At 72.4% G+C, this 23,907-nt stretch carries 21 protein-coding genes; 5 read left to right on the forward strand and 16 right to left on the reverse strand.

Annotation, left to right across the window (positions count from 1 at the left end):
* Positions 1-58: 58 nt before the first annotated feature.
* On the forward strand, positions 59-1,255 hold the full coding sequence (locus ABD419_RS19085) for an SIS domain-containing protein (RefSeq protein WP_344489615.1): 1,197 nt from the start codon (positions 59-61) through the stop codon (positions 1,253-1,255).
* 128 nt (positions 1,256-1,383) lie between these two features.
* Complete coding sequence (manA, locus tag ABD419_RS19090; RefSeq protein ID WP_344489618.1) at positions 1,384-2,532, forward strand: mannose-6-phosphate isomerase, class I; 1,149 nt, start codon at positions 1,384-1,386, stop codon at positions 2,530-2,532.
* Between the two features lie 71 nt (positions 2,533-2,603).
* On the opposite strand, the gene ABD419_RS19095 is transcribed toward manA, so the two are convergent.
* On the reverse strand, positions 2,604-3,638 hold the full coding sequence (locus ABD419_RS19095; RefSeq protein ID WP_344489621.1) for a GNAT family N-acetyltransferase: 1,035 nt from the start codon (positions 3,636-3,638) through the stop codon (positions 2,604-2,606).
* 353 nt (positions 3,639-3,991) lie between these two features.
* Between ABD419_RS19095 and ahcY the strand changes: the two genes are divergently transcribed.
* Positions 3,992-5,437 (forward strand): adenosylhomocysteinase, encoded by a 1,446-nt coding sequence (gene ahcY / locus ABD419_RS19100; protein WP_344489624.1) that lies wholly within the window; start codon positions 3,992-3,994, stop codon positions 5,435-5,437.
* A 144-nt stretch (positions 5,438-5,581) separates the two neighbouring features.
* On the opposite strand, the gene ABD419_RS19105 is transcribed toward ahcY, so the two are convergent.
* The 6 genes from ABD419_RS19105 to ABD419_RS19130 all read right to left on the reverse strand — a co-directional run bounded on the left by ABD419_RS19105 (position 5,582) and on the right by ABD419_RS19130 (position 11,405).
* Complete coding sequence (locus ABD419_RS19105) at positions 5,582-6,466, reverse strand: serine hydrolase (protein WP_344489627.1); 885 nt, start codon at positions 6,464-6,466, stop codon at positions 5,582-5,584.
* 27 nt (positions 6,467-6,493) lie between these two features.
* Positions 6,494-7,387 carry a serine hydrolase gene (locus tag ABD419_RS19110; protein WP_344489630.1) on the reverse strand — a complete coding sequence of 298 codons (894 nt, stop codon included), beginning with the start codon at positions 7,385-7,387 and terminating at the stop codon, positions 6,494-6,496.
* A gap of 156 nt (positions 7,388-7,543) precedes the next feature.
* On the reverse strand, positions 7,544-8,722 hold the full coding sequence (gene moeZ / locus ABD419_RS19115) for an adenylyltransferase/sulfurtransferase MoeZ (RefSeq protein ID WP_344489633.1): 1,179 nt from the start codon (positions 8,720-8,722) through the stop codon (positions 7,544-7,546).
* A 99-nt stretch (positions 8,723-8,821) separates the two neighbouring features.
* Positions 8,822-9,670 carry a DUF3152 domain-containing protein gene (locus ABD419_RS19120; protein ID WP_344489636.1) on the reverse strand — a complete coding sequence of 283 codons (849 nt, stop codon included), beginning with the start codon at positions 9,668-9,670 and terminating at the stop codon, positions 8,822-8,824.
* Positions 9,671-9,729: 59 nt separating this feature from the next.
* The gene (locus ABD419_RS19125) at positions 9,730-10,719 is read right to left on the reverse strand and encodes an alpha/beta fold hydrolase (protein WP_344489639.1); all 990 of its coding nucleotides are present in this window, start codon (positions 10,717-10,719) and stop codon (positions 9,730-9,732) included.
* A 5-nt stretch (positions 10,720-10,724) separates the two neighbouring features.
* On the reverse strand, positions 10,725-11,405 hold the full coding sequence (locus ABD419_RS19130) for a hypothetical protein (protein ID WP_344489641.1): 681 nt from the start codon (positions 11,403-11,405) through the stop codon (positions 10,725-10,727).
* A gap of 1,426 nt (positions 11,406-12,831) precedes the next feature.
* On the opposite strand from ABD419_RS19130, the gene ABD419_RS19135 reads away from it, so the two are divergent.
* Positions 12,832-13,449, forward strand: a complete 618-nt coding sequence (locus ABD419_RS19135; protein ID WP_344489644.1) for a TetR/AcrR family transcriptional regulator — start codon at positions 12,832-12,834, stop codon at positions 13,447-13,449.
* Positions 13,450-13,667: 218 nt separating this feature from the next.
* Entirely contained in the window at positions 13,668-13,895 is a 228-nt protein-coding gene (locus ABD419_RS19140; RefSeq protein ID WP_344489646.1) for a DUF3107 domain-containing protein, read from the forward strand.
* A gap of 162 nt (positions 13,896-14,057) precedes the next feature.
* Here the strand turns inward: ABD419_RS19140 and ABD419_RS19145 are convergent, their stop codons facing one another.
* From ABD419_RS19145 to ABD419_RS19185, 9 genes are all read right to left on the reverse strand, one after another.
* On the reverse strand, positions 14,058-15,785 hold the full coding sequence (locus ABD419_RS19145) for an LpqB family beta-propeller domain-containing protein (protein ID WP_344489649.1): 1,728 nt from the start codon (positions 15,783-15,785) through the stop codon (positions 14,058-14,060).
* Positions 15,769-17,388: an MtrAB system histidine kinase MtrB gene (gene mtrB, locus ABD419_RS19150; RefSeq protein ID WP_344489652.1), complete on the reverse strand. Its 1,620-nt coding sequence runs from the start codon at positions 17,386-17,388 to the stop codon at positions 15,769-15,771. Before mtrB ends, ABD419_RS19145 begins: the two co-directional genes overlap by 17 nt.
* A gap of 21 nt (positions 17,389-17,409) precedes the next feature.
* On the reverse strand, positions 17,410-18,099 hold the full coding sequence (mtrA, locus tag ABD419_RS19155; protein WP_091048055.1) for an MtrAB system response regulator MtrA: 690 nt from the start codon (positions 18,097-18,099) through the stop codon (positions 17,410-17,412).
* Positions 18,100-18,172: 73 nt separating this feature from the next.
* Positions 18,173-19,549 carry an NAD(P)/FAD-dependent oxidoreductase gene (locus ABD419_RS19160; RefSeq protein ID WP_425556127.1) on the reverse strand — a complete coding sequence of 459 codons (1,377 nt, stop codon included), beginning with the start codon at positions 19,547-19,549 and terminating at the stop codon, positions 18,173-18,175.
* A 20-nt stretch (positions 19,550-19,569) separates the two neighbouring features.
* Entirely contained in the window at positions 19,570-20,211 is a 642-nt protein-coding gene (locus ABD419_RS19165; RefSeq protein WP_344489657.1) for a hypothetical protein, read from the reverse strand.
* A 58-nt stretch (positions 20,212-20,269) separates the two neighbouring features.
* On the reverse strand, positions 20,270-21,640 hold the full coding sequence (locus ABD419_RS19170; protein WP_344489660.1) for a DUF58 domain-containing protein: 1,371 nt from the start codon (positions 21,638-21,640) through the stop codon (positions 20,270-20,272).
* On the reverse strand, positions 21,637-22,635 hold the full coding sequence (locus ABD419_RS19175) for an AAA family ATPase (RefSeq protein WP_344489663.1): 999 nt from the start codon (positions 22,633-22,635) through the stop codon (positions 21,637-21,639). The genes ABD419_RS19170 and ABD419_RS19175 overlap by 4 nt, the downstream gene beginning before the upstream one ends.
* The gene (locus ABD419_RS19180) at positions 22,632-23,171 is read right to left on the reverse strand and encodes a hypothetical protein (protein ID WP_344489666.1); all 540 of its coding nucleotides are present in this window, start codon (positions 23,169-23,171) and stop codon (positions 22,632-22,634) included. The genes ABD419_RS19175 and ABD419_RS19180 overlap by 4 nt, the downstream gene beginning before the upstream one ends.
* Positions 23,168-23,890, reverse strand: a complete 723-nt coding sequence (locus ABD419_RS19185; protein WP_344489669.1) for a DUF4129 domain-containing protein — start codon at positions 23,888-23,890, stop codon at positions 23,168-23,170. The genes ABD419_RS19180 and ABD419_RS19185 overlap by 4 nt, the downstream gene beginning before the upstream one ends.
* Positions 23,891-23,907 lie beyond the last annotated feature (17 nt).

A 23,907-nucleotide genomic window follows, 5' to 3' on the forward strand; every position in this document is an offset into this window, starting at 1 on the left:
GAGCGAACCCACCCGGCAACCGAACCGCGACGGCCGCGACAGGCCAAGGAGGAACAGCATGGGTCTTGACGACGACGGCATCGCCGGCATCACCGGCGACCGGCTCCCCGACGAACGCCGCATCGAAGGCGACCTGAGCGAGTCGATCCGGCCCGGCGGAGCCCTCTGGGCGCTCGCCTCGGCCGGACCGCAGCTGCGCGAGTCGGCCGCGCTCGCCGCCGACGCCGGGCTCGCCGCCCTCGCCGAGGAGGGCCGCCCCCGGGCGGTCGTCGTCGCGGGCGTCGGCACCGCCGCCCGCACCGGCGACATCCTCGCCACCGTCGCCGGGCCCCGCTGCCCCGTCCCGATCCTCGGGCACCGGTCCGCCGGCGTCCCCGGCTGGGTCGGCGCGGCCGACGTCGTCATCGCCGTCTCCGCGTCCGGACGCAGCCCCGAGGCGCTCGCCGCCGCCGAGGCCGCCGCCCGCCGCGGCGCCCGCCTCGTCGCCATCGGCGCCCCCGACTCCGAGCTCCAGTCGCTCGCCGAGCGGGCCCGCGCCCCGTTCGTGGCCGTCCCGCGCCGCGCCCCCGCGCGCCTGAGCCTGTGGGCGCTCACCGTCCCGGTCCTCATGGCCGCCAGGGAACTCGGCCTCGTCGCCCTCGTGGAGGCCGACATCGCCGAGACCGCCCGCCGGCTCGACGAGGACGCCGAGCGGTGCCGCCCCGACGCCGACGCGTACGTCAACCCGGCGAAGGAGCTCGCGATGAACCTCGCCGGCTCCGTCCCGGTCGTGTGGGGCTCCAGCCCGCTCGCGGGCGTCGCCGCCCGCCGCTTCGGCGACATGCTCGCCGCGAACTCCCGCTACCCGGTGGTCTCCGGCGAGCTCGGCGAGGTCGGCCGCGGCCGCGTGGGCCTCCTCGACGGCGTCTTCGGATCGCTCGCCGAGGGCCGCAAGGACATCTTCGCGGACCCCGACGAGGACGAGGAGCTGACGCGGCTGCGCATCGTGCTCATGCGCGACGACGGCCTCGACGGCGACGACACCACCCCCAAGCCCGACACGCGGCGCGCCGACGCCGTCGCCGACCTGGCCTCGCGCCGCGGCATCCGCTGCGACGTGCTCCCGGCCGAGGGCGGCTGCGCGCTGGAGCGGCTCGCCTCCCTCATCGCCGTCCCCGACTTCGCGTCGGTGTACCTGGCCCTCGCGCACGGCCTCGACCCGATGCGGGTCCCGGCCGTCTCCGAGATGAAGGACCTCACGCTCGGCGCCGAATAGCGGAGCACCAGCTCAAGGCCGTGGACGGGTCCGCCGTCCGCGGCCTTCGGCGCCGGAGGGCCCTGAGAGACGCGAGGGCCGAACCGATAGAGTTGGGACTTCGGACGAAGGACAGGTGAGGAGCGGCGGTGCAGGGGCTCTACGGCGTCATCCGCAACTACGCGTGGGGATCGCAGGACGACATCGCCAGGCTCCAGGGCCGGGAGGTGCCCGCCGACCTGCCCGAGGCCGAGGAGTGGTTCGGCGCGCACCACAGCGCGCCCTCGACCCTCCACGACGGGCGGCCGCTCGACGCGGCCATCGCCTCCGACCCGGCCGCGATGCTCGGCGACCGCGCCCTCGAGCGCTTCGGCCCGAAGCTCCCGTTCCTGCTCAAGCTCCTCGCCGCCGGGAAGCCGCTGTCGCTCCAGGCGCACCCCAACGCCCGCCAGGCCCACTCGGGCCACCAGCGGGAGATGCGCATCGGCATCGACGCGGCCTACCGCAACTACGTGGACGACAACCACAAGCCCGAGATGCTGGTGGCGCTCACCGAGTTCCGCGCCATGTGCGGCTTCCGCGACCCGCTCGACGCGGCCGCCGACATCGAGGCGCTCGGCGTCCCCGAGCTCGAAGGGCTCGCCGCCACGCTCCGCGACCGGAAGGCCGGGCTCCGCAAGGCCGTCCCCGACCTCCTCGGGCTCGCCCGCGAGGAGTGCCGCGCGATCATCGACGCCGCCGCGAAGGCCGCCGCCGAGCTCCACAGCGCCGACGGCGCCGACCTCGTGTCGCTCGCCCGCTCCTACCCCGACGACCCCGGCGTCCTGGTGAGCCTGCTGCTCAACCACATCACGCTCCAGCCGGGCGAGGCCGTGTACATGCCGGCCGGGAACCTCCACGCGTACCTGCACGGCTTCGGCGTCGAGATCATGGCCGCCAGCGACAACGTGCTCCGCGGCGGCCTCACGAACAAGCGCGTCGACGTCCCCGAACTGCTCCGGGTCCTCGACTTCCAGGCCATCCCCGACCCGCGCACCGCCGCCGAGGACGACGGCCCGGTCCGCTCCTGGCCGGTCCCGATCGACGACTTCTCGCTGCGCCGCGTCGAGCTCACCGGCGGCCCGCAGACCATCGCCGTCGAGGGCCCCCGGATCTGCATCTCGACCGGCGGCAGCGTCACCGTCGCCGACGACGCCGGCGAGGCCGCCCTCTCCCCCGGCCGCGCCGCGTTCTCCGCGGGCACGGCCGGCCCGATCACCGCGAGCGGCGAGGGCGAGCTCTTCATCGCCAGCGCCTGACCCCGGGCAGCGGAACGGCCCGACCGCTCGGCGGTCGGCCCGTCTCCCATTGCAACGCGGGAATCTGCGAACTACGCGAGCTTCTTCTGGACGTCGAGGTCGCGGCACAGGGCGCGGTAGCCGATGGCCTCGTTGATCGCGATCATGTGGTCGTTGACCTCAGCGTTCCAGGTGTGGATGTAGCGGATCTGCGGGCGGGACCGGCGCATCAGGCGCTGGTTGGCGATCTTGAGGATCATGCCGAGGCGGTGGCCGCGGTGCTTCTCCTCCACGATCGTGTCGTCCTGCCAGGCGTGCAGCTCCTCGCCGGGGTAGACGACCAGGCCGGACATGCCGGCGAGCTCGCCGGACTCGACGTGGCGCACGGCCGTCACGAACGAGGTCTGAGCGCGGTCCTGAAGCGTTCGCTCGATGTCGCGGATGCGGGCGGCGTCGTACTCGGCGGGGCGGATGTCGAGCTCCTCGCCCTGCGGCGGGTCGGTGTACATGCGCTCGCAGAGCGCGGCGTACCCGTCGACCACCTCGTCGGGGCAGTCGTCGATCCACTGCACGAGCTCGTAGCCGGCGGCCTTCTCCCAGGCGTCGGCGTAGAGGCGGCCGAGCTCGTCGTCGCCGACGAGGGTGAGGTCGTTGCGGCGGTGGATCTCCTGGTCGACGACCTTGTAGCCGCGGGCCTTCGCGAAGTGCTGGCCGGAGTGGTCGAACTGGGGGCCGCCGTCGAGGGAGTCGACGGCCGAGGTCAGGATCGTGTCGCGGCCGAGCTCGGCGGTGCGGCGCTCGACGAATTCGAGGAGCGCGGTGCCGATGCCGCGGCGGCGGTGCCCGGGGTGGACCTCGATGTCGGGCTGGACGAGGTGCTGGTTGTCCTGGGTGCCCATGACCAGTTCGACGGCGCCGACGATCGCGCCGTCGGCGAGGGCGACGTACCGCTCGACGTCGAGGGACGCGGGCCACAGCAGGAGCCGGAGGCGCTGGAGGGCGGGGCTGGGCAGCGGTTCGCCGGGCAGGTCGTGCTCGACGACGGCGCGCTGGAGCGCGATCCAGCCGTCGACCTGCTCGCGGTTCAGCGGGTCGATCAGAACGATGTCGATGTCAGGGTTGCTCACGACCCGACCTTCCCGCATTTCGGAAGGGCCCGCAATCGAATTTCAGGATAGCGCTTGCCAATTCGCGCAAAAATGTGCCGGGCGGCCACCCCAGACCGCCCGGCACTCCCCCCGGTTTGGTTTCCCCGCGGCGCCTGCGGCGATGGTCTGGAACCCTGTGGATTCCCGCATCTCCGTGACGCTGCGTATCTGCAATATTACCCACCGCCTCAGCAGTGTCAAGCAGAAACAGCGGTTGCGGCAAATTTTTTTCCGTGTCGCCTGCCACGCGCGCCCCAGGAGCACCAGGCGGGTGGCTGGCGCCACGGGGCCGTTCGGCTGGGGCCCATGGGGCGGCGCGTAGCATTTCAGGCATGACGAACACGCTGCGAGCCGACGACTACAAGGTCGCCGATCTCAAGCTGGCCGACTTCGGCCGCCACGAGATCCGCCTGGCCGAACACGAGATGCCCGGCCTGATGGCCCTGCGCGAGCGCTACGGCGCGGACCGCCCGCTGGAGGGTGCCCGCATCACCGGTTCGCTGCACATGACGATCCAGACCGCGGTGCTCATCGAGACGCTGACCGCGCTCGGCGCGCGCGTCCGCTGGGCGTCGTGCAACATCTTCTCCACCCAGGACCACGCCGCCGCCGCGATCGCGGTCGGGCAGGGCACCCCGGACGCCCCGCAGGGCGTCCCGGTGTTCGCGTGGAAGGGCGAGACGCTCGAGGAGTACTGGTGGTGCACCGAGCGCGCCCTCGACTGGGGCGGCGAGGAGCCGAACCTGATCCTCGACGACGGCGGCGACGCGACGATGCTCGTCGTCAACGGCGCGAAGTTCGAGGCCGGCGGGGCCGTCCCGGACGCGTCGACCGCCGACAGCGAGGAGGAGGCCGTGGTGCTCGCGCTGCTGGCCCGCTCCCTCAAGGAGGACCCGGCGCGCTTCTCCCGCAAGGCCGCCGAGGTCAAGGGGGTCACCGAGGAGACCACCACCGGCGTGCACCGCCTGTACGAGCTGGAGCGCGAGGGGCGCCTGCCGTTCCCGGCGATCAACGTCAACGACTCGGTGACGAAGTCGAAGTTCGACAACAAGTACGGCGTGCGGCACTCGCTCGTCGACGGGATCAACCGGGCGACCGACGTGCTCATCGGCGGCAAGGTGGCCGTGGTCTGCGGCTACGGCGACGTGGGCAAGGGCTCGGCGGAGTCGCTGCAAGGCCAGGGCGCGCGCGTCGTCGTCACCGAGGTCGACCCGATCTGCGCGCTCCAGGCGGCCATGGACGGCTACCAGGTGCTGACGCTGGAGGACGCCGTCGAGTACGCCGACATCTTCGTCACCACCACCGGCAACAAGGACATCATCTCGGTCGACCACATGCGCCGGATGAAGCACCAGGCGATCGTGGGCAACATCGGCCACTTCGACAACGAGATCGACATGGCCGGCCTCGTTGCCGAGCCGGGGATCAAGAAGCTCGAGGTCAAGCCGCAGGTGCACGAGTGGCAGTTCGCCGACGGGCACTCGATCATCGTGCTCAGCGAGGGCCGTCTGCTCAACCTGGGCAACGCCACCGGCCACCCGAGCTTCGTGATGAGCAACAGCTTCACCAACCAGGTGCTCGCGCAGATCGAGCTGCACACCAAGCTCGACGAGTACCCGGTCGGCGTGTACACGCTGCCGAAGCACCTCGACGAGGAGGTCGCGCGCCTGCACCTCGACTCGCTCGGCGTCAAGCTGACGACCCTCACGAAGGCCCAGGCGGACTACATCGGCGTCAAGGTCGAGGGCCCGTACAAGCCGGACCACTACCGGTACTGAGCGCAGCGAAGGGACGGTAGCGGCAGCACAGCCGGTGCTGAGCGCAGCGAAGGGACGGTAGCGGCGGCACAGCCGGTACCAGGCGATCGCAAGCGGAACGGGCCGGTCCTGAATGGACCGGGCCGTTCCGCTTGCCGCCGCGCGCTAGACGACGGCCTTCATGATGACCGTGCGGGTCAGCTTCGCGACCTCCTCGACCACCTGGACACCCTTGGCGTAGTTGGGCGTCCGGCTGGTGAGGATCGCCATCCGCACGTCGTGCTTGTTCGGGATGCTGATGTAGCCGACCGAGTGGGCGACCCACAGGCCGCCGAGCGAGGTGCGGGTGTCCCAGCCGTTCTTGAGCCACACGGTGTCCGACGCGCCGGCAGCGGCGGTGACGCCCCAGTCCTGGGAGTCGACGACGTTCCCCATGAGGGACCGCGCGTAGTTGATCTTCTCCTGGTTGAGGATGCCCGGGAGCATCAGGTGGTTGAGGACCCGGAGCTGGTCGGTCGCGGTGGTCGTGGTCAGGCCCCAGCGGCAGTCCGCGGACGCCTTGGTGTTCTTGAGGCCGTAGCGCACGTGCGCCGCCGAGAGCGCCGAGCAGCCGCCGAGGAAGTTGTAGAGCTTCGTGGCGTTGTCGTTGTGCGACTCGGTGATCATCGTGCGCGCCCACTCCTTCTTCTCGGCGGGGATCGCCGAGACGGAGGCGTACTTCTCCAGCGTCATCAGCAGGATCTCCATCTTGACGAGGGAGGCCGTGTCCTGGATGCGCCGCCAGTTGGCGGTGATGGTGCGGTTGTTGCGGGCGGCCGCGACCGAGACGGTGAGGTCGAGGCCGGTGGTGCCGACGTAGGTCTTGATGCGGTCGGTGAGCTCCAGCGCGAGCTCGGTGTCGGTGGGCCCGTCGGCCCAGGCCGCGGTGCCGATCCAGGCGCCGGCGCCGGCCGCCGCGATCGCGGCGGGGATGCCGGCGCGCAGGACGGTGCGGCGGGAGGGACGGCGGGACCGGTGGGACGGTTCCGCTTGGGGTGCTTCGAGGGTCATGTGCTTCCTTGAGGTGCGGGTATGGGGTTATTCGTATTGCACGACGTCGCGGGCGATCACGGCGATCTCCTCGACGACCGGGACGCCTTCGACGTCGTCGACGGCGCCGCTGGTGAGGACGGCGAGGGAGACGGGGTCGTCGCCGTCGCCGCCGAGGACGCCGATCGAGTTGACGACCCAGAGGCCGCCGAGCTGCGACTCGACGTCCCAGCCGTTCTTGAGCCAGACGGTCTCGCCGTCCTTCGCGGCGGCCGAGACGCCCCAGGCCTGCTCCTCGACGACCGTGCCCATGAGCTCGCGGGCGAGCTCGGTCTGCTCGTCGTCGAGGACGCCCCGGGTGAGGGCGAGGCCGGTCAGGAGGAGCTGATCGGGGGCGCTGGACCAGCCGACGCCCCAGCGCCCCTGGGGGTCCGGGGTGGTGTCCTGGAGACCGTACCGCGCGTGCGCGGCGACGAGCGCGTCGACGCCGCCGAGGTAGTTGTAGAGCGTGGTCGCGGAGTCGTTGTGGGACTCGCGGATCATGCGGTCGAGGGCCTCCCGGTGGTCCTCCGGGATCGCGTCGACCGAGCCCCAGTACTCCAGGACCATCAGCATGATCTCGACCTTGACGATCGAGGCCGTGATGTGGGTCTGGTCGGGGTTGTAGTCGAGGCGCACGTCCCCGCGCTCGATCGCGACCGAGGCCTCGATCTGCGTGCCGGTGGAGGCCAGGTACTCGTCGATCCGGGTCTCGAGCTCCGCTTCGAGCTCCTCGCGGGACGGGCCGAAGAAGGACTCGATGCCGTGCTCCGAGGCGTTCGCGGCGACCGTCGCCACGGCGCCGGCCCCGGCCAGGGCCGCCGCGGCGGGTATCCCGAACCGCAGGAGGCTGCGACGGGAGGGACGGGGCAGACGGGAGCATGGTTCGCTTCTGCGGATCATCCGTACAAGGCTAGGGAACCGGCCGCTCGGGAGTCAACTCGCCCTCTTGGGAATCCTCCGACCAGGGATGTCTGAATTGTCATAGCGGGGCGGGGCAACGCGGACACGGGAAAAGGCGTACGGCCTACGGCCGCACGCCTTCTCGGAGTCCGTCGCCTAGTAGGCGGGCAGGCTCGGGTCGACCTGGTTGATCCAGCCGAGCACGCCGCCCTGGACGTGGACGGCGTTCTTCAGCCCGGCGGCCTTCGCGGCGGCCAGGGCCTCGGCCGAGCGGACGCCGGCCTTGCAGTAGAACACCGCCTGCCGCTCGGTCGGGAGCTCGCTGAGAGCCGCACCGGAGACGATGTCGCCCTTGGGGATCAGCCGGGAGCCGGGGATGCGCACGATCTCGTACTCGGCGGGCTCGCGCACGTCGATGAGGTCGATGTCGCGGCCCTCCTTGATCCACTCGGCGAGCTCGCGCGCCGTGATCGTGGAGCCGACGACGGCCTCGGCGGCCTCGTCGGTGACCGAACCGCAGAAGTCCTCGTAGTCGATGAGCTCCTTGACGGTGGCGTTCGGGCCGCAGACCGCGCAGTTCGGGTCCTTGCGGACCTTGATCTTGCGGTAGGTCATCTCCAGCGCGTCGTAGACCATGAGCGAGCCCACGAGCGGGTCGCCGATCCCGGTGAGCAGCTTGATGGCCTCGGTGGTCTGGATCGAGCCGATCGAGGCGCACAGCACGCCCAGGACGCCGCCCTCGGCGCAGCTGGGGACCATGCCGGGCGGCGGGGGCTCGGGGTAGAGGCAGCGGTAGCACGGGCCGTGGTCGGCCCAGAAGACGCTCGCCTGGCCGTCGAAGCGGTAGATCGAGCCCCACACGTAGGGCTTGCCGAGCAGGACCGCGGCGTCGTTGACCATGTAGCGGGTGGCGAAGTTGTCGGTGCCGTCGACGATGAGGTCGTACTGCTCGAAGATCTCGAAGACGTTGTCGTTGTCGAGCACCGTGTTGTGGATGACCACGTTCACGTACGGGTTGATCTCGCGGATCGACGCGGCCGCGGACTCGGACTTCGGGCGGCCGATGTCCGACTGGCCGTGGATGATCTGGCGCTGGAGGTTCGACTCGTCGACGGTGTCGAACTCCGCGATGCCGATGGTGCCGACCCCGGCCGCGGCCAGGTACATCAGCGCGGGGGACCCGAGGCCGCCCGCGCCCACGCAGAGCACCTTGGCGTTCTTGAGTCGTTTCTGACCGTCCATGGCGACGTCGGGGATGATGAGGTGGCGCGAATAGCGGCGCACCTCGTCAACCGACAGCTCGGAGGCTGGTTCGACCAGCGGCGGCAAACTCATGCCTTCAATAATGCCTGCGGGCGCTGCGGATATTCCAGCGGGAACACCGGTGTGCCGAGATTCACTCAGTGGGATCGATCGTCCCGGATGGCGGGATCCCTACTGGTCGACGAAGTCGTCGGGGGGCAGGTCCGGGCCGTTGTAGTCGCCTGCCGGACCGGACACGTACGTCTCGCCGTCCGGGAAGGGCCAGGCGTTGCCGGTGCAGCCCGCGAGCTGGTAGGTCTGCTGGGCCATGACCGGCGAGACCTCGCCGTCGCCGGGGCAGACCTCGTGGCCGTGGCCGAGGCGGTGGCCGACCTCGTGGTTCACCGCGTACTGGCGGTACGAGTCGAGCGTGCCGTCCCAGTGCTCGACGCCGGTGATCCAGCGGGCCGAGTTGATGACGACGTTGTCGCCGTTGCGGCACGAGACCGTGGTGTTCTGCGAACCGCACAGGTACGAGCGCTGCTCGGGGCTGGCGAGGTAGACCGTGAAGTCCGCGTCGCCGCCGCCGACCTGCTGGAAGCGCCAGCCGCCGCCGGCGGTCCACGAGCGGGGGTCGGCGAGGGTCGCGTGCACGAAGTCGCTGAACGCCGCGGCGTCCAGCTCGATGCCGTTCTCGACGGCGATGTTGTACTGCAGCAGGGTGCCCGCGTCGCCGAACACGTCGGTGCTCGTCGGCTCGGCGTACGTCCAGGTCCCGGTCCCCGAGAAGTACAGGGGCACGGCCGCGGGCTCGGGCGAGGGCGAGACCGTCGCCGACGGGACCGTGTCGCCGGGATCGGGCGCCGCAGAGGTCGCGACCGCCCGGTCGTCCTCGTCGAGGGCCTGCGGCTGGCCGCCGGTCACGGCGGCGCCGAGGGCGAAGAACGCGCCGGTTCCGGCCATGAGGACGAGGATCGCGAACAGCACGAAGCGCCGTCGTCTGCGGAGCCTGCGGTTGCGATCCAGCCGTCCCTCAGTCACACCGGCGAGTCTAAGTCCTGGCAGGGCTCACAGGGCCCAGGCCCGGCGAATGTGTGAGTTCACAATGTGGTCAGAACGTCCCTCGCGTCTTCGGGCGCCCCGTCGTTCACCTCGTCGAGCATCGCGGCCATCGCCCTGGCGACCGCCTGCGGGCGCTCCATCATCGCCACGTGCCCGGTCCGGTCGAGGATGAGCAGCCGCGAGTCGGGGATCGCCAGCGCCGCGGGCGGGGCCTGGCGGACGTCGATGACGTGGTCCTGCTTGCCCCACACGACGAGGGCCGGGCACTGGATCTCGCGGGCGAGGCGCCACAGCGAGTTCGTGCCGGGAACCAGGCACTGCATGAACGAGGCCATGAGGCCGCGGTAGGTCTGGAAGTAGGCGCGGTTGTTCCACGGGACGGCGAGCCGGTGCCGGGCCTCGGCGATCGCCTCGCGGCGGCGCTGCGGGTGGATCGAGTCGGGGTCGGCCCAGGTGCCGCGGATGATGTCGTCGACGACCTGCTGCGGGGTGCGGCCGCGCATGGCGCGGTCGGCGAGCCAGGCGATGTTGGGGACGGCGAGCATCGGCAGGTAGCGGGACTGGTGGGAGCGCCGCGGGTTGCCGAAGGGCATCGCGGGCGAGACGAGCGTGAGGGTGCGGACCAGGTTCGGGCGGGTCGCCGCGAGGTAGACCGAGACCGCGCCGCCGAGCGAGTGGCCGGCGAGGTGGACGGGGCCGCGGCCGGACTCGGTGATCCAGGCGGCGACGTCCTGCGCGAGCAGCGGGATCGTGGCGCGCGGGGCCGGGGCCGAGTGGCCGAAGCCGGGGAGGTCGATCGCGTCGATGCGGAGCCGGTCGGAGAGCGCGTCGGCGAGGTCGGTCCAGTTCTGGGCCGAGCCGCCGAGCCCGTGGACGAACACCGCGGACTCGGCGCCGGGCGCGGTCGGCGGCGTGTGCCTGATGAAGAGGCGTCGGCGGCTGACCTGGTGCTCCATTCCGGGCCACGGCGAGTGCGGCCGCCGGGGATTTCGGACCTCCCCGGCGTCGACCAGCCGCGCCCGTTTCATGAGGGCTAGTGTGCCACTTCGGCTGCCAGCGCGCCCAAAGTAGCCGAAACCACCGCGCGGGCGCGCTCGGCGGTCACCACCGCGGCCCCGGAGAGGCGGCGCACGGACCGGCCGTCGAGCCAGAGGATGACCACGACGGCGGTCTTGACCGGCCCGGTGGGGACGATCGAGGCGTGCTCGACCTCGACGCGGACGTCGCCGGCGCCGAGGCGGGGGCGCAGTGCCTCCACTGTGGCCGCGGCGGCGGCGTGCTGGATGTGCCAGTCGATGGGCGGGACGGCGACCTTGCCGGTGGACTCGGTGCCGCCGAGGGCGAGCGTGACGCTCACTTCGGCTTCGAGGCCGGCGGACTCGATCTCGACGCGGCGCAGTTCGACGGGGCCGACGGCGGCGACCTCGATGTCGGTGGGGGCGGGCTCGACGTGACCGCGGATCTCGGGCTCCTCGGAGGACTGGGGGCCGGGTTCGACGGCGCGCTGCTCGTTGACGACGGCGGAGACGACCGCGTGGACCTCGTCGGGGTCGACGCCCTCCTCGAGCTCCAGCCGCAGGCTGGAGGCGCCGTCGGGGGCGGTCACGTGGAAGGCGTCGCGGACGCCGGGGACCTGGCGGACCGCGTCGACGAGGCGGGCCGACTCGGTGTCGGGTGCGCCGACGGTGCCGGCCGGGTGCGCGGCTCCTGGCATGGGTCCTGTGCTCTCCAGGGGCGCGGGCGGGGTGGGTTCGGCGATGGGCGGCCGGTTCGCGGGGGACGTGCGCAGCGGGGCCTGCTCGGTGACGGGCGGGCTGGGGACCGCCGCGGGCGAGACCTCGGTGAGCGGCGGCTGCACGATCGGGAACTGGTCGGTCTGCTGCTCGACCGCGGGGGGCGGGGTCGGCGGCGGCGGGGTGGGGGGGGCGCTCGGTGCGGGCGGCGGGCGCGTGNCCGGCGGGTCTCGGCGGGCTGCGGCGGCGCGGGCGGGGCCGAGGCGGCCTCGGGGGCCCGCGGCTCGGGCGGCGCGGGGCGCTGCTGGTTCGGGCCGGGCGGGGTGCCGAACTCCTGGTTCCCGGCGGGCGCGGGGAACTCCTGGCCGGGGGTGGCGGCGAACTCCTGGTTCGGGCCCGGCGCGGGGTTGTACTGCTGGTCGGCGCCCGGGGGCGGGGGGAACTCCTGCTTCGGGGCCGGCGGCGCGAAGGCCGGGGCGCTCGGCGCGGCGGCCTGCGGGAGCTCGATGGGGCCGGTGTGCTGGGTCGGGGCGCTGTACTGCTGCTGCGGCGCTTGGGGTTCGGGTGCCGGGGACTGGACGAACTCCTGGTTGGGGCCGGGCGGCGCGGGGGTCGGCTGCGGGGGCGCGTAGTCGCCCGGGAGCGGCGGGGCGCTGTAGCCGGGGTGCTGCTGCGGGGCGCCGAACTCGGGGGCGGGGGCGCTGTAGAACTGCTGGGCCGGCTGGCTCGGCGGCGCGGTGTGCTCGGGGGCCGCGGGGGGCGGGGGCGCGGCGTGGGGCTGGGAGCCGAACTCCTGGGCGGGCGGCGGGGCGTACTCCTGGCGGGCGGGGCGGTCCTGGCCCGGCGCGGGCGGGGCGAACGGGTTCACCGGGACCGGGTCGGCCTGGAAGCCTTGGGGGCCTTGCGGAGTCTGGGGAGCCGCGGGGATCGGGTCGAACTGCTCGCCGGGCGAGGGGCGGCGGGTCGCCGGGACCATCGGGCCCGTCTCGGTCATCTCGACCGGGACGTTCGGGACCTGTCCGGTGGGGTCCTCGCTGTAGCGGTGGCGCCGTCCGCGGTCCGGGTCGAACCGGTACTGCTCGGGCGCCTGGGCCGCCCCCTGGCGGGCCGCGTCGGCGGTCTCGGCGCCCTCGTCGGCCGGCGGGCCCCAGGACCTGCCGATCCGCCTGCGGGCTGCCCGTTCCTCCCCGCTCGGACGCTGGTCATCCGGACGGTTCTGGTCATACACCACTAGACAACTCCTTCATATTCCCGCCCTCAAGGTACCGTGGCGCGCCCAGTGACTCGAACCCGCGTTTGTCGCCCCCGTACGCTGGGAGACTGTATTCAGGTTTCCGTAAACTTCGTTCGGGTCGCAAGTGCTCGCGACTGACGGATGGGCGACATGAGCCGAAGAGAGGTACCGGAGTGAACAGCGCTGGTGAAGGCCGGGTCCGACTGCCCAGAAGCGAGCGCCGCGCGCAGCTGCTGCGGGCCGCTCAGGACGTCTTCGTCTCCAAGGGCTACCACAGCACCTCGATGGACGACATCGCCGAGAACGCCGGCGTCTCCAAACCCGTGCTCTACCAGCACTTCACGTCGAAGCTGGAGCTGTATCTGGCCCTGCTCGACGGGCGCGCGGCCGAGCTGGTCGGGCAGGTGCGGGACGCCCTGCAGTCGACCGAGGACAACAAGGAGCGCGTGAACCGCGCGATGCGGGCGTACTTCGACTTCGTCGACGCGCAGGGCGAGGCGTTCCGCCTGGTCTTCGAGTCGGACCAGCGCAACGACCCCGAGGTCGCCGAGCGGGTCCTGAAGATGGAGGCCGAGTGCGTCTCCGCCATGGCCGACACGATCATGGCCGACACCCACGTGGACAAGGCCCGCGCCGAACTGCTGGCCACGGGCCTGCTCGGGAACGCCGAGGTCTCGGCCCGCAAGTGGATCGCCTCCGGCCGCGCCATCCCCAAGGACGAGGCGGTGCACCTGATGAGCACCCTCGCCTGGCGCGGCATCTCGCACTTCCCGCGAGAAGGCGAAGCCTGAGCGGGAACAGAAGGCGCAGCCCGCGAGAAGGCGAAGCCTGAGCGGGAGCAGGAGGCGCAGCCCGAGAGAAGGCGAAGCCTGAGCGGGAGCCCCGTGCAGGTGAATTCTCGGGGGCGGCCGTTCGCTCTCGGCGCAGCGCTCCGTGCAGTGGACCGGGGGTCGCCGCGAGTAGTGTTGCTTCGGACCGTAGGTCACAGTATTTCGATTGAGGAGGGCCCGTGGAGGTCAAGATCGGTGTCCAGTACGCCCCACGCGAACTGGTGTTGGAGAGCAAGCTGTCGCCGAAGGACCTGTCCGACACGATCGAACAGGCCGTGAAGGACGGCGGGGTCCTGCGGCTGGAGGACGAGAAGGGCCGCCAGGTGATGGTCCCGGTCGAGAAGATCGCGTACATCGAGATCGCCGCCACCAACGTGCGGTCGGTCGGCTTCACCGTCGACGCCTGAGCTTGCGAAGGCTCGGGCGGTGAACGGCAAGCACAGCACCGTCGACGCCTGAGCTTGCGAAGGCTCGAGCGGTGAACGGCAAGCACAGCACCGTCGACGCGTAGCGCGGACGGACTTCGAGGGCCCGGGGCTTCGGCTCCGGGCCTTTGCGCTGCCGCCGCTCTACCGCAGGACCGTGAACGGCGCGGTGCCGCCCACCGCGGCCGTCCCGTTGGTGACGCCTTCGGGACCGCTGGCGGTGTGGATGCGGTACAGGGTCTGGTTGGCGACGGCCAGGACCGGGTCGCCGCGGTTCACGATCGACTCCACCGGGTCGGCGGGGTTGGCCGCGACGTCGGAGAACACCAGGCCCGAGGTGCCCGGCTGCACCGAGGTGCGGGCGTTGTCGAACCCGACGGTGAACAGGGTGTCGTTGCCGCGCTGGCCCGCCACCCACAGGTAGTTCTCGGAGCTCCAGGCCACGTCGGTGACGTCCTCGATGTCGGAGCCGATGCGGCGCGGATCGCCCGTCTGGAGGTTCTCGTCGGCGTCCACGATGAGCGGCACGACCCAGGCGTGGCCGTCCTCGACGTAGGCGAGGCGCCGCCCGTCGGCGGCGAGGGCCATCGCGGTGACGTCCTCCCCCACCGTGAGCGGCTGGACCACGGTCCGGGTGTTGGGGTCGACGACCGTGGGCACGCCGTCGGAGACGACGATGATCGCCGAGGCCGGGTGCCACTGCGGGTCGGTCAGCGAGGCCCCCAGGCCGCCGACCGCGCCGAGCGCGGCGTTGGTCGGGCCGACCTGCAGCACGTCGCCGCCGCCGCTTCCGAGGATCGCGGCGATCTGGTCGGCCGGGCCGATCGAGACCTCGCGCAGGCCCGGGGCGCTGAAGCCGACGAAGGAGTGCTCGGGCGAGACGGTGGTGACCTCGTCGCCGGTGTACTCCCACACCGTCTCCTCGGCGATGAAGAACGCGGTCTGCGGGAGGTCCTCGGGGATCGCGTTCCAGTCGCGCCAGGACTCGAGCGTGCCCTCGGCGACGGGGTCGCCGTCGGCGGTGAGCACGAAGCCCTCGCTGAGGCCGAGACTCCAGGCGACCTGCGCGGCCATGGCGTCCTGGACGGCGCGGTCGTCGACCGGTTCGCCGAGGGTCAGGTCGACCTCGATGACGCCGTCGCGCGAGGAGGTCGCGCCGACCGTGCCCGTCGGGATCGCGTTCCGGGCCGACTGGCCGACGTAGTCCGAGGGGCCGCGCAGCAGCCAGTCGAGCTGGAGCCGGCGGGCGACCTCGGCGTCGAGGTCGTCGTAGATCCAGCGCAGGTCGGGCACGAGGAGCTCGGCCTGGTCGGCCTGGAAGTACAGCGGGGACTCGGTGTACGCGCCGAGGAACTGCTGGTAGTCCAGGGAGACCTGGGACGGCTGGCTGTCGAACCGCCAGGTGTCGTCGATGCCGTCGCGGCGGAGCCGGAACGTCGCCTCGTAGGCGCTCGGCGCGCCCATGCGGGCGGTGCCGTTCTCCAGGTACTTGCCGATGATCGTGCCGGTGACCGTGACGTTCGCGGACTCGACCGGGTTGCCGCCGCCGACGACCGTGATCGCGATGTCGTCGACCAGGTGGATGCCCGCGGCGGGGTCGGAGAACTGCTCGGCGGTGGAGGCGGTGAACAGGTTGAGCCGGTCGTCGCGGCCCGCCGGGTCCCCGGCCGCGGCCTTGAGGAAGTTCCCGACGGTGTCGGCCGCGTCGGTGGTCGGCTCGAACGTCTCGACGCTCGTGCCGGAGGACTCCCCGAAGTCCGTCGGGGCGTCGTCGAAGATCTCGGGTTCCTTGCCCGTGGGGATGCCGCAGGCGGACGCCGCCCAGGCGGTGCCGAGGGCGAGCGCGGCGGCGAGGCTAGTCCTGCGTCGCACGGGTGACCTCCTTTCCGGCGCTCCGCGGCCCGTCGAGGCGCAGCGGGATCGGCGAGGTGATGACGCGGTTCCCGGCCTGGAGCGGGAGCGTGAGCACGAACAGCGTGCCCTTGCCCTGCTCGCCGGCGGCCTGGAGCGTCCCGGAGTGCAGCTTGGCGTCCTCCAGGCTGATCGCCAGGCCGAGGCCGGTGCCGCCGGTCTTGCGGTTGCGGGAGGGGTCGGCGCGCCAGAAGCGGTCGAAGACGCGCTCGGCGTGGCCGGGCTTGAGGCCCACGCCGTGGTCGCGCACGGCGACCGCGACGGCCGTGTCGGACTCGGCGACGGTGATCCGGACCGGCTTGCCCTCGGCGTGCTCGATGGCGTTCGAGACGAGGTTGCGCAGGATGCGCTGGACGCGGCGCGGGTCGACCTCGGCGATGACGCGCCGCGTCGGGCGGGCCACGGTCACCTCGACGCCGCACTCGGACGCGAGGTGGGACAGGCCCTGGACGACGTCGTCGGCGATGCGGCCGACGTCCACGGCGTCGACCTCCAGCGACGCGAACCCGGAGTCGAAGCGGGAGATCTCCAGCAGCTCCTGGAGGAGCTCCTCGAAGCGGTCGATCTCGTGCTGCAGCAGCTCGGTGGAGCGCTTGGTGACCGGGTCGAAGTCGTCGCGGTTGTCGTAGAGCAGGTCGGCGGCCATGCGGATGGTCGCCAGCGGGGTGCGCAGCTCGTGCGACACGTCGGAGGTGAAGCGGCGCTGCATCATCGACATCTCCTCCAGGCGCCGGATCTGGCTCTGGAGGTTCTCGGCCATGAGGTTGAACGACCCGGCGAGCCGCGCCAGGTCGTCGGAGCCGCGGACCTCCATCCGCTCGTGGAGGAGCCCGGCGGCGAGGCGCTGGGAGGTGCGGGCGGCCTCGCGCACGGGGGTCACGACCAGGCGGGTGACGAGCGCGGCGATGACGCCGAGGAGGAGGACGAGCGCGACGCCGGCGAGGGCGAGGTTGGTCCGCAGGAGGCTGATGGCGTCCTGCTGGGACTCCAGCGGGTAGAACGCGTACAGCTCGAAGTCCAGGCTCAGGTCGAGGTAGGAGCCGACCACGAGGTACGGCATCGAGCCCTCGCCGTCGACCGCGAAGTTCCCGTACTGGGACGCGGTCTTGCGGTCGGCGACGTCCGCCTGGAGCGCCTCGGACGGCACGACGTCGGCCGAGGCCGGGTGCGTGCGCGTGACGTCCCCGTCGGCGGTGCGGAGCATGATGACCGGCGCGTAGACGGGGTCCTCGGCGAGCTCGTTGACGATCCGCTGCATGGTCGTGGCCAGCGACTTGTCGGAGGAGTCGGTGTAGGTGCCGAGCTGCTCGGCGGCGCGCTCGACCGCGTTCAGGGTCTCCTCGACCGCGGTGTCCTTGCGCTCGGCGAGGAGCCCGGAGGTGACCGAGCCGGCCACCACGAAGGAGAAGATGAGGACGAGGACGGTGGAGGCGATGAGGGTCGAGGACACGACCCGCAGCTGGAGGGAGGCGCGGAAGCGGTCGATGAGCGGCCGCGCGGCGCGGCCGGCCCAGCGGGCGGTCCGCCCCCAGACCCGTCGCAGCCACACCGGGCGCTCGCGCACCCGGTCTCCTCCCGCGGTCATCTAGCCCAGTCCGGCCTTGTACCCGACGCCGCGCACCGTCTGGATGAGCTGCGGCCGCTCGGGGTCGGGCTCGATCTTCGCGCGCAGGCGCTGGACGTGCACGTTCACCAGGCGCGTGTCGGCGGAGTGCCGGTAGCCCCAGACCTGCTCGAGCAGGACCTGGCGGGTGAACACCTGGCGGGGCTTGCGGGCGAGGGCCACGAGCAGGTCGAACTCGAGCGGGGTCAGCTTGACCTCGGCGCCGTTGAGGGTGACCTGGTGGGCCGGCACGTCGATCTGGACCTGGAGGCCGGGCTTGCCGATCTCCAGGCGCTCGGGCGTGACGTCGTCGCCGCGGCGCAGGCGGGCGCGGATGCGGGCCACCAGCTCCTTGGGTTTGAACGGCTTCACTATGTAGTCGTCGGCGCCCGATTCGAGGCCGAGGACGATGTCCACGGTGTCGGACTTGGCCGTCAGCATCACGATCGGCACGCCGGACTCGCCGCGGATGGCCTTGGCGACGTCTATCCCGCTCATGCCCGGGAGCATGAGGTCGAGCAGCACGATGTCGGGGCGGTGCTCCTTGAACGCGGCGAGCGCCTTCTCGCCGTCGACGACGAACGTGGGGGTGAAGCCTTCGGTGCGGAGGATGATGCCGAGCATCTCCGCCAGCGCCGGGTCGTCGTCAACGACGAGTACACGTGCTCTCATGGACACCAGTTTTCCACCTCGCAAAAGCCGAGAGCACCACGGGTGGACACCCGTGGTGCTCTAACTGTAACGACTATCCGACGGACTTGGCCGCCCGTGCGGGGTCGGTGCCTGCGGCGATGGCCTCGAACGGCTCGCGGCCGGCCTGGATCTCGCCGAGCTGGACCATCTCGCGCTTCGTGAAGAAGCCGACGATCCAGTCCGCGAGGACGCGGCCCTTGCGGCCGGTCCCGGGCACGCGCGACAGGTGGTAGCCGCGGTGCATGAGCCAGGCGAGCAGGCCCTTGGCCTTGAAGCCGTAGGTGTTGGCGACGCCCTTGTACAGGCCGAGGCCGGCGACCGAGCCGATGTACTTGTGCTCGTACGGCGTGAGCTCGCGGCCGACGTGGTTGCGGTACACGTTGTCGGCGAGCGTCTTGGCCTGGCGGACCGCGTGCTGCGCGGACGGGGTGCACCAGTCCATCGGGAAGTCCGAGGTGTCGGGGACCTGGGCGGAGTCGCCCGCGCCCCAGGCGCCTTCGACGACCTCGCCGACGGTGTGCTTGCCGGCCTCGACGCCGGTGGCGACCTGGAGGCGCGTGTTGCACTCGAGGTGGCCGCGCGGGCCGATCGGCAGGTCCGTCTGCTTGAGCAGCGGGTGGGGCATGACGCCGGCGGTCCAGATGATGGTGTCGGAGTCGAACTCCTCGCCGTCGGTGAGGACGACGTGGCCGCCCTCGCAGGACTTGAGCGTCGTGCCGAGGCGGATGTCGACGCCGCGCTTGGTGAGCTCGCGGGCGGCGTAGGCGCCCATCTCGGGGCCGACCTCGGGGAGGATCTTGTTGGCGTACTCGACGAGGTACCACTTGATCTCGGAGGCGTCGAGCATCGGGTAGTTCTTGACGATGTTCGCCGTCAGGTCCTCGAGCTCGCCGAGGGTCTCGGCGCCGGCGAAGCCGCCGCCGACGGTGAGGAACGTGAGGGCCTTGCGGCGCACGTCAGGGTCCTGGGTGGTGGCCGCGATGTCGAAGCGCTGGAGCACGTGGTTGCGCAGCCAGATGGCCTCGCCCATCGACTTGATGCCGATGGCCGTGTCGGCCAGACCCGGGATGGGGAGCGGGCGGGAGACGGAGCCGGGGGCGACGATGACCTCGTCGTACTCGACCTCGCGGGCGGGGCCGACATAAGGCTGCACCATGAGCTTGCGCTCGCCGTGCTTGATCTCGGTGACCGCACCGGTGAGGATGGTGCAGTGCTTGAGCGCCTGTCGGAGCGGCACAACGCCGTGTCGCGGGGAGATGGATCCAGCAGCCGCCTCGGGCAGGAACGGCTGGTAGGTCATGTGCTGGTTGGGGTCGATGACCATCAGTTCAACTTGACCGCGCTTGATGTCGCCCTTCAGCAGCTTGCTCAAGCGTTCGGCAACGTAAAAACCGACGTGACCGGCACCTATCACGACTATACGTTTCACGTGTTCAATTCTGGCCCTGTTCAGCGGGTCTTGTGTAGTGAACGCGCGAGGACGTAGATCACGGTGACTGCGGCCACGATGCCCGCGCCGACGGCGAGACCTGCGGTGAGACCGGTGAAATACGCGGTGAACAGCGCCAGGGTGAGCGCGGTGCCCACAGTCGACGCCAGGACGATCCCCAGGTGTTTCGCCCAGGTGAGGATGATCTCACCGTCCATTGCGGTAGTCGTTCGGAAACGCTGCGACACGGCGGCGGCGGAGTGGGCGGCGTACAGCAGGCAGGCGAGGGCGGTGGCCGTCCACAATGTGGGAAGGGCGCCGGTGCTGGAAGCGCCTTCCCCGCCGCCGCTCAGGGCGTCGCCGAGCAGCCACGCGGCGAGCGTGAACGCGATCGCGACGAGGGGCGCGGCCCCGGCCGGGAAGAGGGCCGCGCCGAGCGCGAGCAGCGCGGCGACCACCACGTACAGCCCGGCGCTCGCCCACTCGGGCGGGACGGCGAGCTCGGCGGCGGTGAAGAGCGCGAGGGCGACCAGGAGCCGCAGCAGGACCGGGGCGGGCGCGACGCGCCGGCTCCAGGAGACGGAGGCGGCCCGGCCGGCCTTGGCGCGCTCGCGCGCGCCGTCGCGGAGGGCCTCGACGAGGCCGCGCTGGACGTCGCTCATGCGCGGCTCGCAGGCGTCGCCGCGGGCGCTCGCCCGGGTCCGGGAGTCGTCGCGGGGCTCATCGGTAGCGCCTCCGGTTGAGTTCGGCGAGGACGGTGTCGAGGGAGGCCGAGCCCTGCCAGGGCTCGACGGCGACGCCGAGGTCGCGCAGCTCCATGACGGTGTTGTCGCGGGTGAGGCGCCACAGCCGTTCGGCGTACGGGGTCCAGTGCGTGCGGCGCGGCGGGGAGACGTGCGGCGGGAGGGTGTCGACGCAGAGCACGGGCCGGCCGGCGCGGGCAAGGGCGGCGACGAGCGCGATCGACCGGTCGGTGAGCAGCGGCGTGAACACCACGTTGAGGCCGCGCTGCCCGGCGAGCTGGCGGCGCATCAAGTCGGGCGAGGGCGGGATCGGGTCCGGCGGGACCTCGACCGCGGCGAGCCAGCGGAGGGTGGCGGCCGCGTGGCGGCGGCCGGCCCCGGCCCGCATGCGGCGGGAGCGGGCCCCGAACTCGACGCAGGCGACGCGGTCGCCCTGGAGCGCGTAGTGCGAGGCGACGGCCCCGGCGGCGCGCACGGTGAGGTCGGCGATGGAGGCGGCGCCGTCGACGCCGCCGGACGCGCCGGCCTCCACCTGGAGGTCGAGGACCAGGGTGACGTCGGTGTCGCGCTCGGACAGCGTCGCGTTGACGTACAGGTCCTGCGTGCGCATCGAGGTGCGCCAGTCGATGCGGCGCAGGCGGTCGCCGGGCTGGTAGAGGCGGACCTCGGCGAGCTCGCCGGAGTCGCCGCCGCGGCGGGAGCGGTGGACGCCGGTGACGCCGGCGGCGAACGGCAGGGACTCGGCGGAGTCGAACCAGTCGGGGACCGGCAGGACCCACGCGGTCGCGCCGGGCAGGCGCTGGACGGTGGTCTCCAGGAGGCCGCCGCACGCGATCGAGCGGACGTGGACGGGCCCGAGGTGGTGCTCGCCCCAGCGTTTCGCGGTCCCGGCGACGACGAGCTCGCGCCCGGAGCCCGGGCCGATCCGCTCGGCGAAGTCGCCCTTGCCGGTGTGCAGGTCGATCCACGGGTCGGCGGCGGCGGTCACGAGCGTGGTGATCGCGACCGGTTCGGGGTTGGCGACGACGATGCGCGCGGCGGCCGTGCCGCCCTCCGCGCAGGTCAGGTCGTCCCCGGCGTCGGCGAAGGGCACGAGGCGGGCGTGCGGCGGGCGGGTCGGCCGGCCCTGGAGGAGCACGGCGGTGCCGATCGCGAACGGCGCCGCCACGAGCACCAGCTCGACCCTGCCGAAGGCGACCGCGGCGAGCAGGCAGACCGCGGCGACCGCGACGGCGCGGGTCAGGGCCCTGGTCCGGCGCCACGTCACCGGCGGTTCGGCCTGGGCGCGCCGGGGCGTGCGCGCGCTGTCGGTGCGCAGGCTCAGGACCGGGTCGCGCGCGATCGTCATCGCAGGGGGGCGGAGTAGGTCGGGGCCTGCGCGGTCTGGGGGGCCGGGACGCCGCGGCAGATGTCGGCGACGACCGCGGCCGGGTCGATGCGGCGCATCCACAGCTCGGGCTTGAGCGTGATGCGGTGCGAGAGCGCGGCGGCGGCGACGCCCTTGACGTCGTCGGGGGTCACGAAGTCGCGGCCGGCGAGGACGGCGAGCGCGCGGGAGGCGAGGAGCAGCGCGAGCGACCCGCGCGGGGAGGCGCCGACCTGGACCTGCGCGTGGCCGCGGGTGGCGGTGGCGACGGCGACCATGTAGCGGCCCACGGAGTCCTCGACGGTGACGTCCTCCAGGGCGCGCTGCATGCCGACGAGCGTCGGCGCGTCGATGACGGGCGCGAGGTCGACGGTCTCGGCGCGGCGGCCGATGCGGCGCTGGAGGACCTCCCACTCCTCGTCGGGGGTGGGGTAGCCGAAGGAGACGCGGAGCAGGAACCGGTCGAGCTGGGCCTCGGGGAGCTGGTAGGTGCCCTCGAACTCGACGGGGTTGGAGGTGGCGAGGACGGTGAACGGCTCGGGGAGGAGGTGGGTCTCGCCCTCGACGGAGACCTGGCGCTCCTGCATCGCCTCCAGGAGCGCGGACTGCGTCTTCGGCGGGGTCCGGTTGATCTCGTCGGCGAGCAGGAGGTTGGTGTGGACCGGGCCCTTGCGGTAGACGAACTCGCCGGACTTCTGGTTGTAGAGCAGGGAGCCGGTGACGTCGGCGGGCAGCAGGTCGGGCGTGAACTGGAGCCGGCGGAAGTCGAGGCCGAGGCTCTGCGCGAAGCAGCGGGCCGTGAGGGTCTTGCCGAGCCCCGGGAGGTCCTCGAGGAGGACGTGGCCGCCCGCGAGGATGCCGGCGAGGACCAGGCGCAGCGGCTCGTCCTTGCCGACGATGACCGACTGGACCGACTTCAGGACGGCGGCCGCGTGGTGGGCGACCTGGTCGAGGCTGATGCGTGGCGTGTCGGTCATGAGATCTCCTCGATGGCGTGCAGGTGCTCGCCGAGCTGGCGGGGCGACGGGCAGTCGGGGACGTGCCCGGTCAGGAACAGGTACGTCGCCTCGCCGAGGACGGCCCGGCACTCCTCGGGCTGCCCGGTGAGGGACAGGCCGCGGCGCAGCCGGAGGCGCTCGGCGGCGAGCTCGGCGAGCTGCTGCCTGGCGTTGGTGGTGGCGAACCGGCCGGGCTTCGCCTCCGCGAAGATGAGCCGGTCCTCCCAGCGGTTGACGTCGGTGAACGGCCGCCAGGACGGCTCGTTGACGGTGTGGACGACGAGCTCGGGCGCGGCCTCGGTGTCGGCGCGCATCCCGGCGACGACCGAGTACGCGAGGACCGCGGCGAGCGCCAGCAGGACCAGCTGCCAGACCGCGACGTCGACGCCGGCCATGAGCGCGACGACCCACGCGGCCCCCGCGGCGGCGACGGCCGCGACGACGGGCCACGGGCGCAGGCGCCCGAGGGGCGCGAGGAAGTCCTTGACGGCGGCACCCGCCGGGGTCCGGCTCACTGCGCCTCCCTGACGCCGAGCTGGCCGCGGAGCGCCACGAGCGCCTCGCGGGCCCGGTCGCGGTCGGCCTCGCCGACGTCGCGGGGCGAGTAGCGGGCCGCCAGGTACGCCTCGATGAGCCGGTGCATCGCCGCGCCGTCGAGGTCGTGGCGGGACAGGAGCTTGCGCACCAGGTCCGCGGGCGTGTCGGAGTGCTCGCGCTCGATGCCGACGCTGTCGGCGGCCCCTTCGAAGTGCACCCAGCAGGCGATGATCGCCGACCTGGGGTCGAGGCCGAGGTCCATCTCGGCGAGCGCGGAGGCGATGGCGTCGTCGACGAGCTCGAAGTCCCGGTGCAGGTACGCGGGCTCGGGCTCGGCCTCGCCGGTGGCCTCGGGGGCGGCGACGAGCCACTCGACGAGGCGGCGGGCCAGGAACAGGAGGATGAGGAGCGCGGGGATGCCGACGAGGACGCCGAGCACGAGCCAGGTGACCCACGGCGGCAGCGAGGACGCCGCCTGCGCTTCGCCGCCCTGGGGCGGCGCCGGCGGCGGCTGCTCGGTCAGGACCGGCGGCCCCATCGTGGGGCCGTCCCCGCCGAGGTCGGGCAGGTTCGCCTCGCTCCACTGGAGTCCGGTGCCCTGCGCGGCGATCCCGACGACGAGCAGCGCCGCCACGACGATCCCGACCGGCAGCCACCGCCGCAGCGCGGATCGCTCGGGGGGTGCGGGTGGCGTCATGCGGGACCTCGGGGGGC

The organism is Glycomyces endophyticus (assembly GCF_039531525.1).
Lineage (GTDB): Bacteria > Actinomycetota > Actinomycetes > Mycobacteriales > Micromonosporaceae > Glycomyces > Glycomyces endophyticus.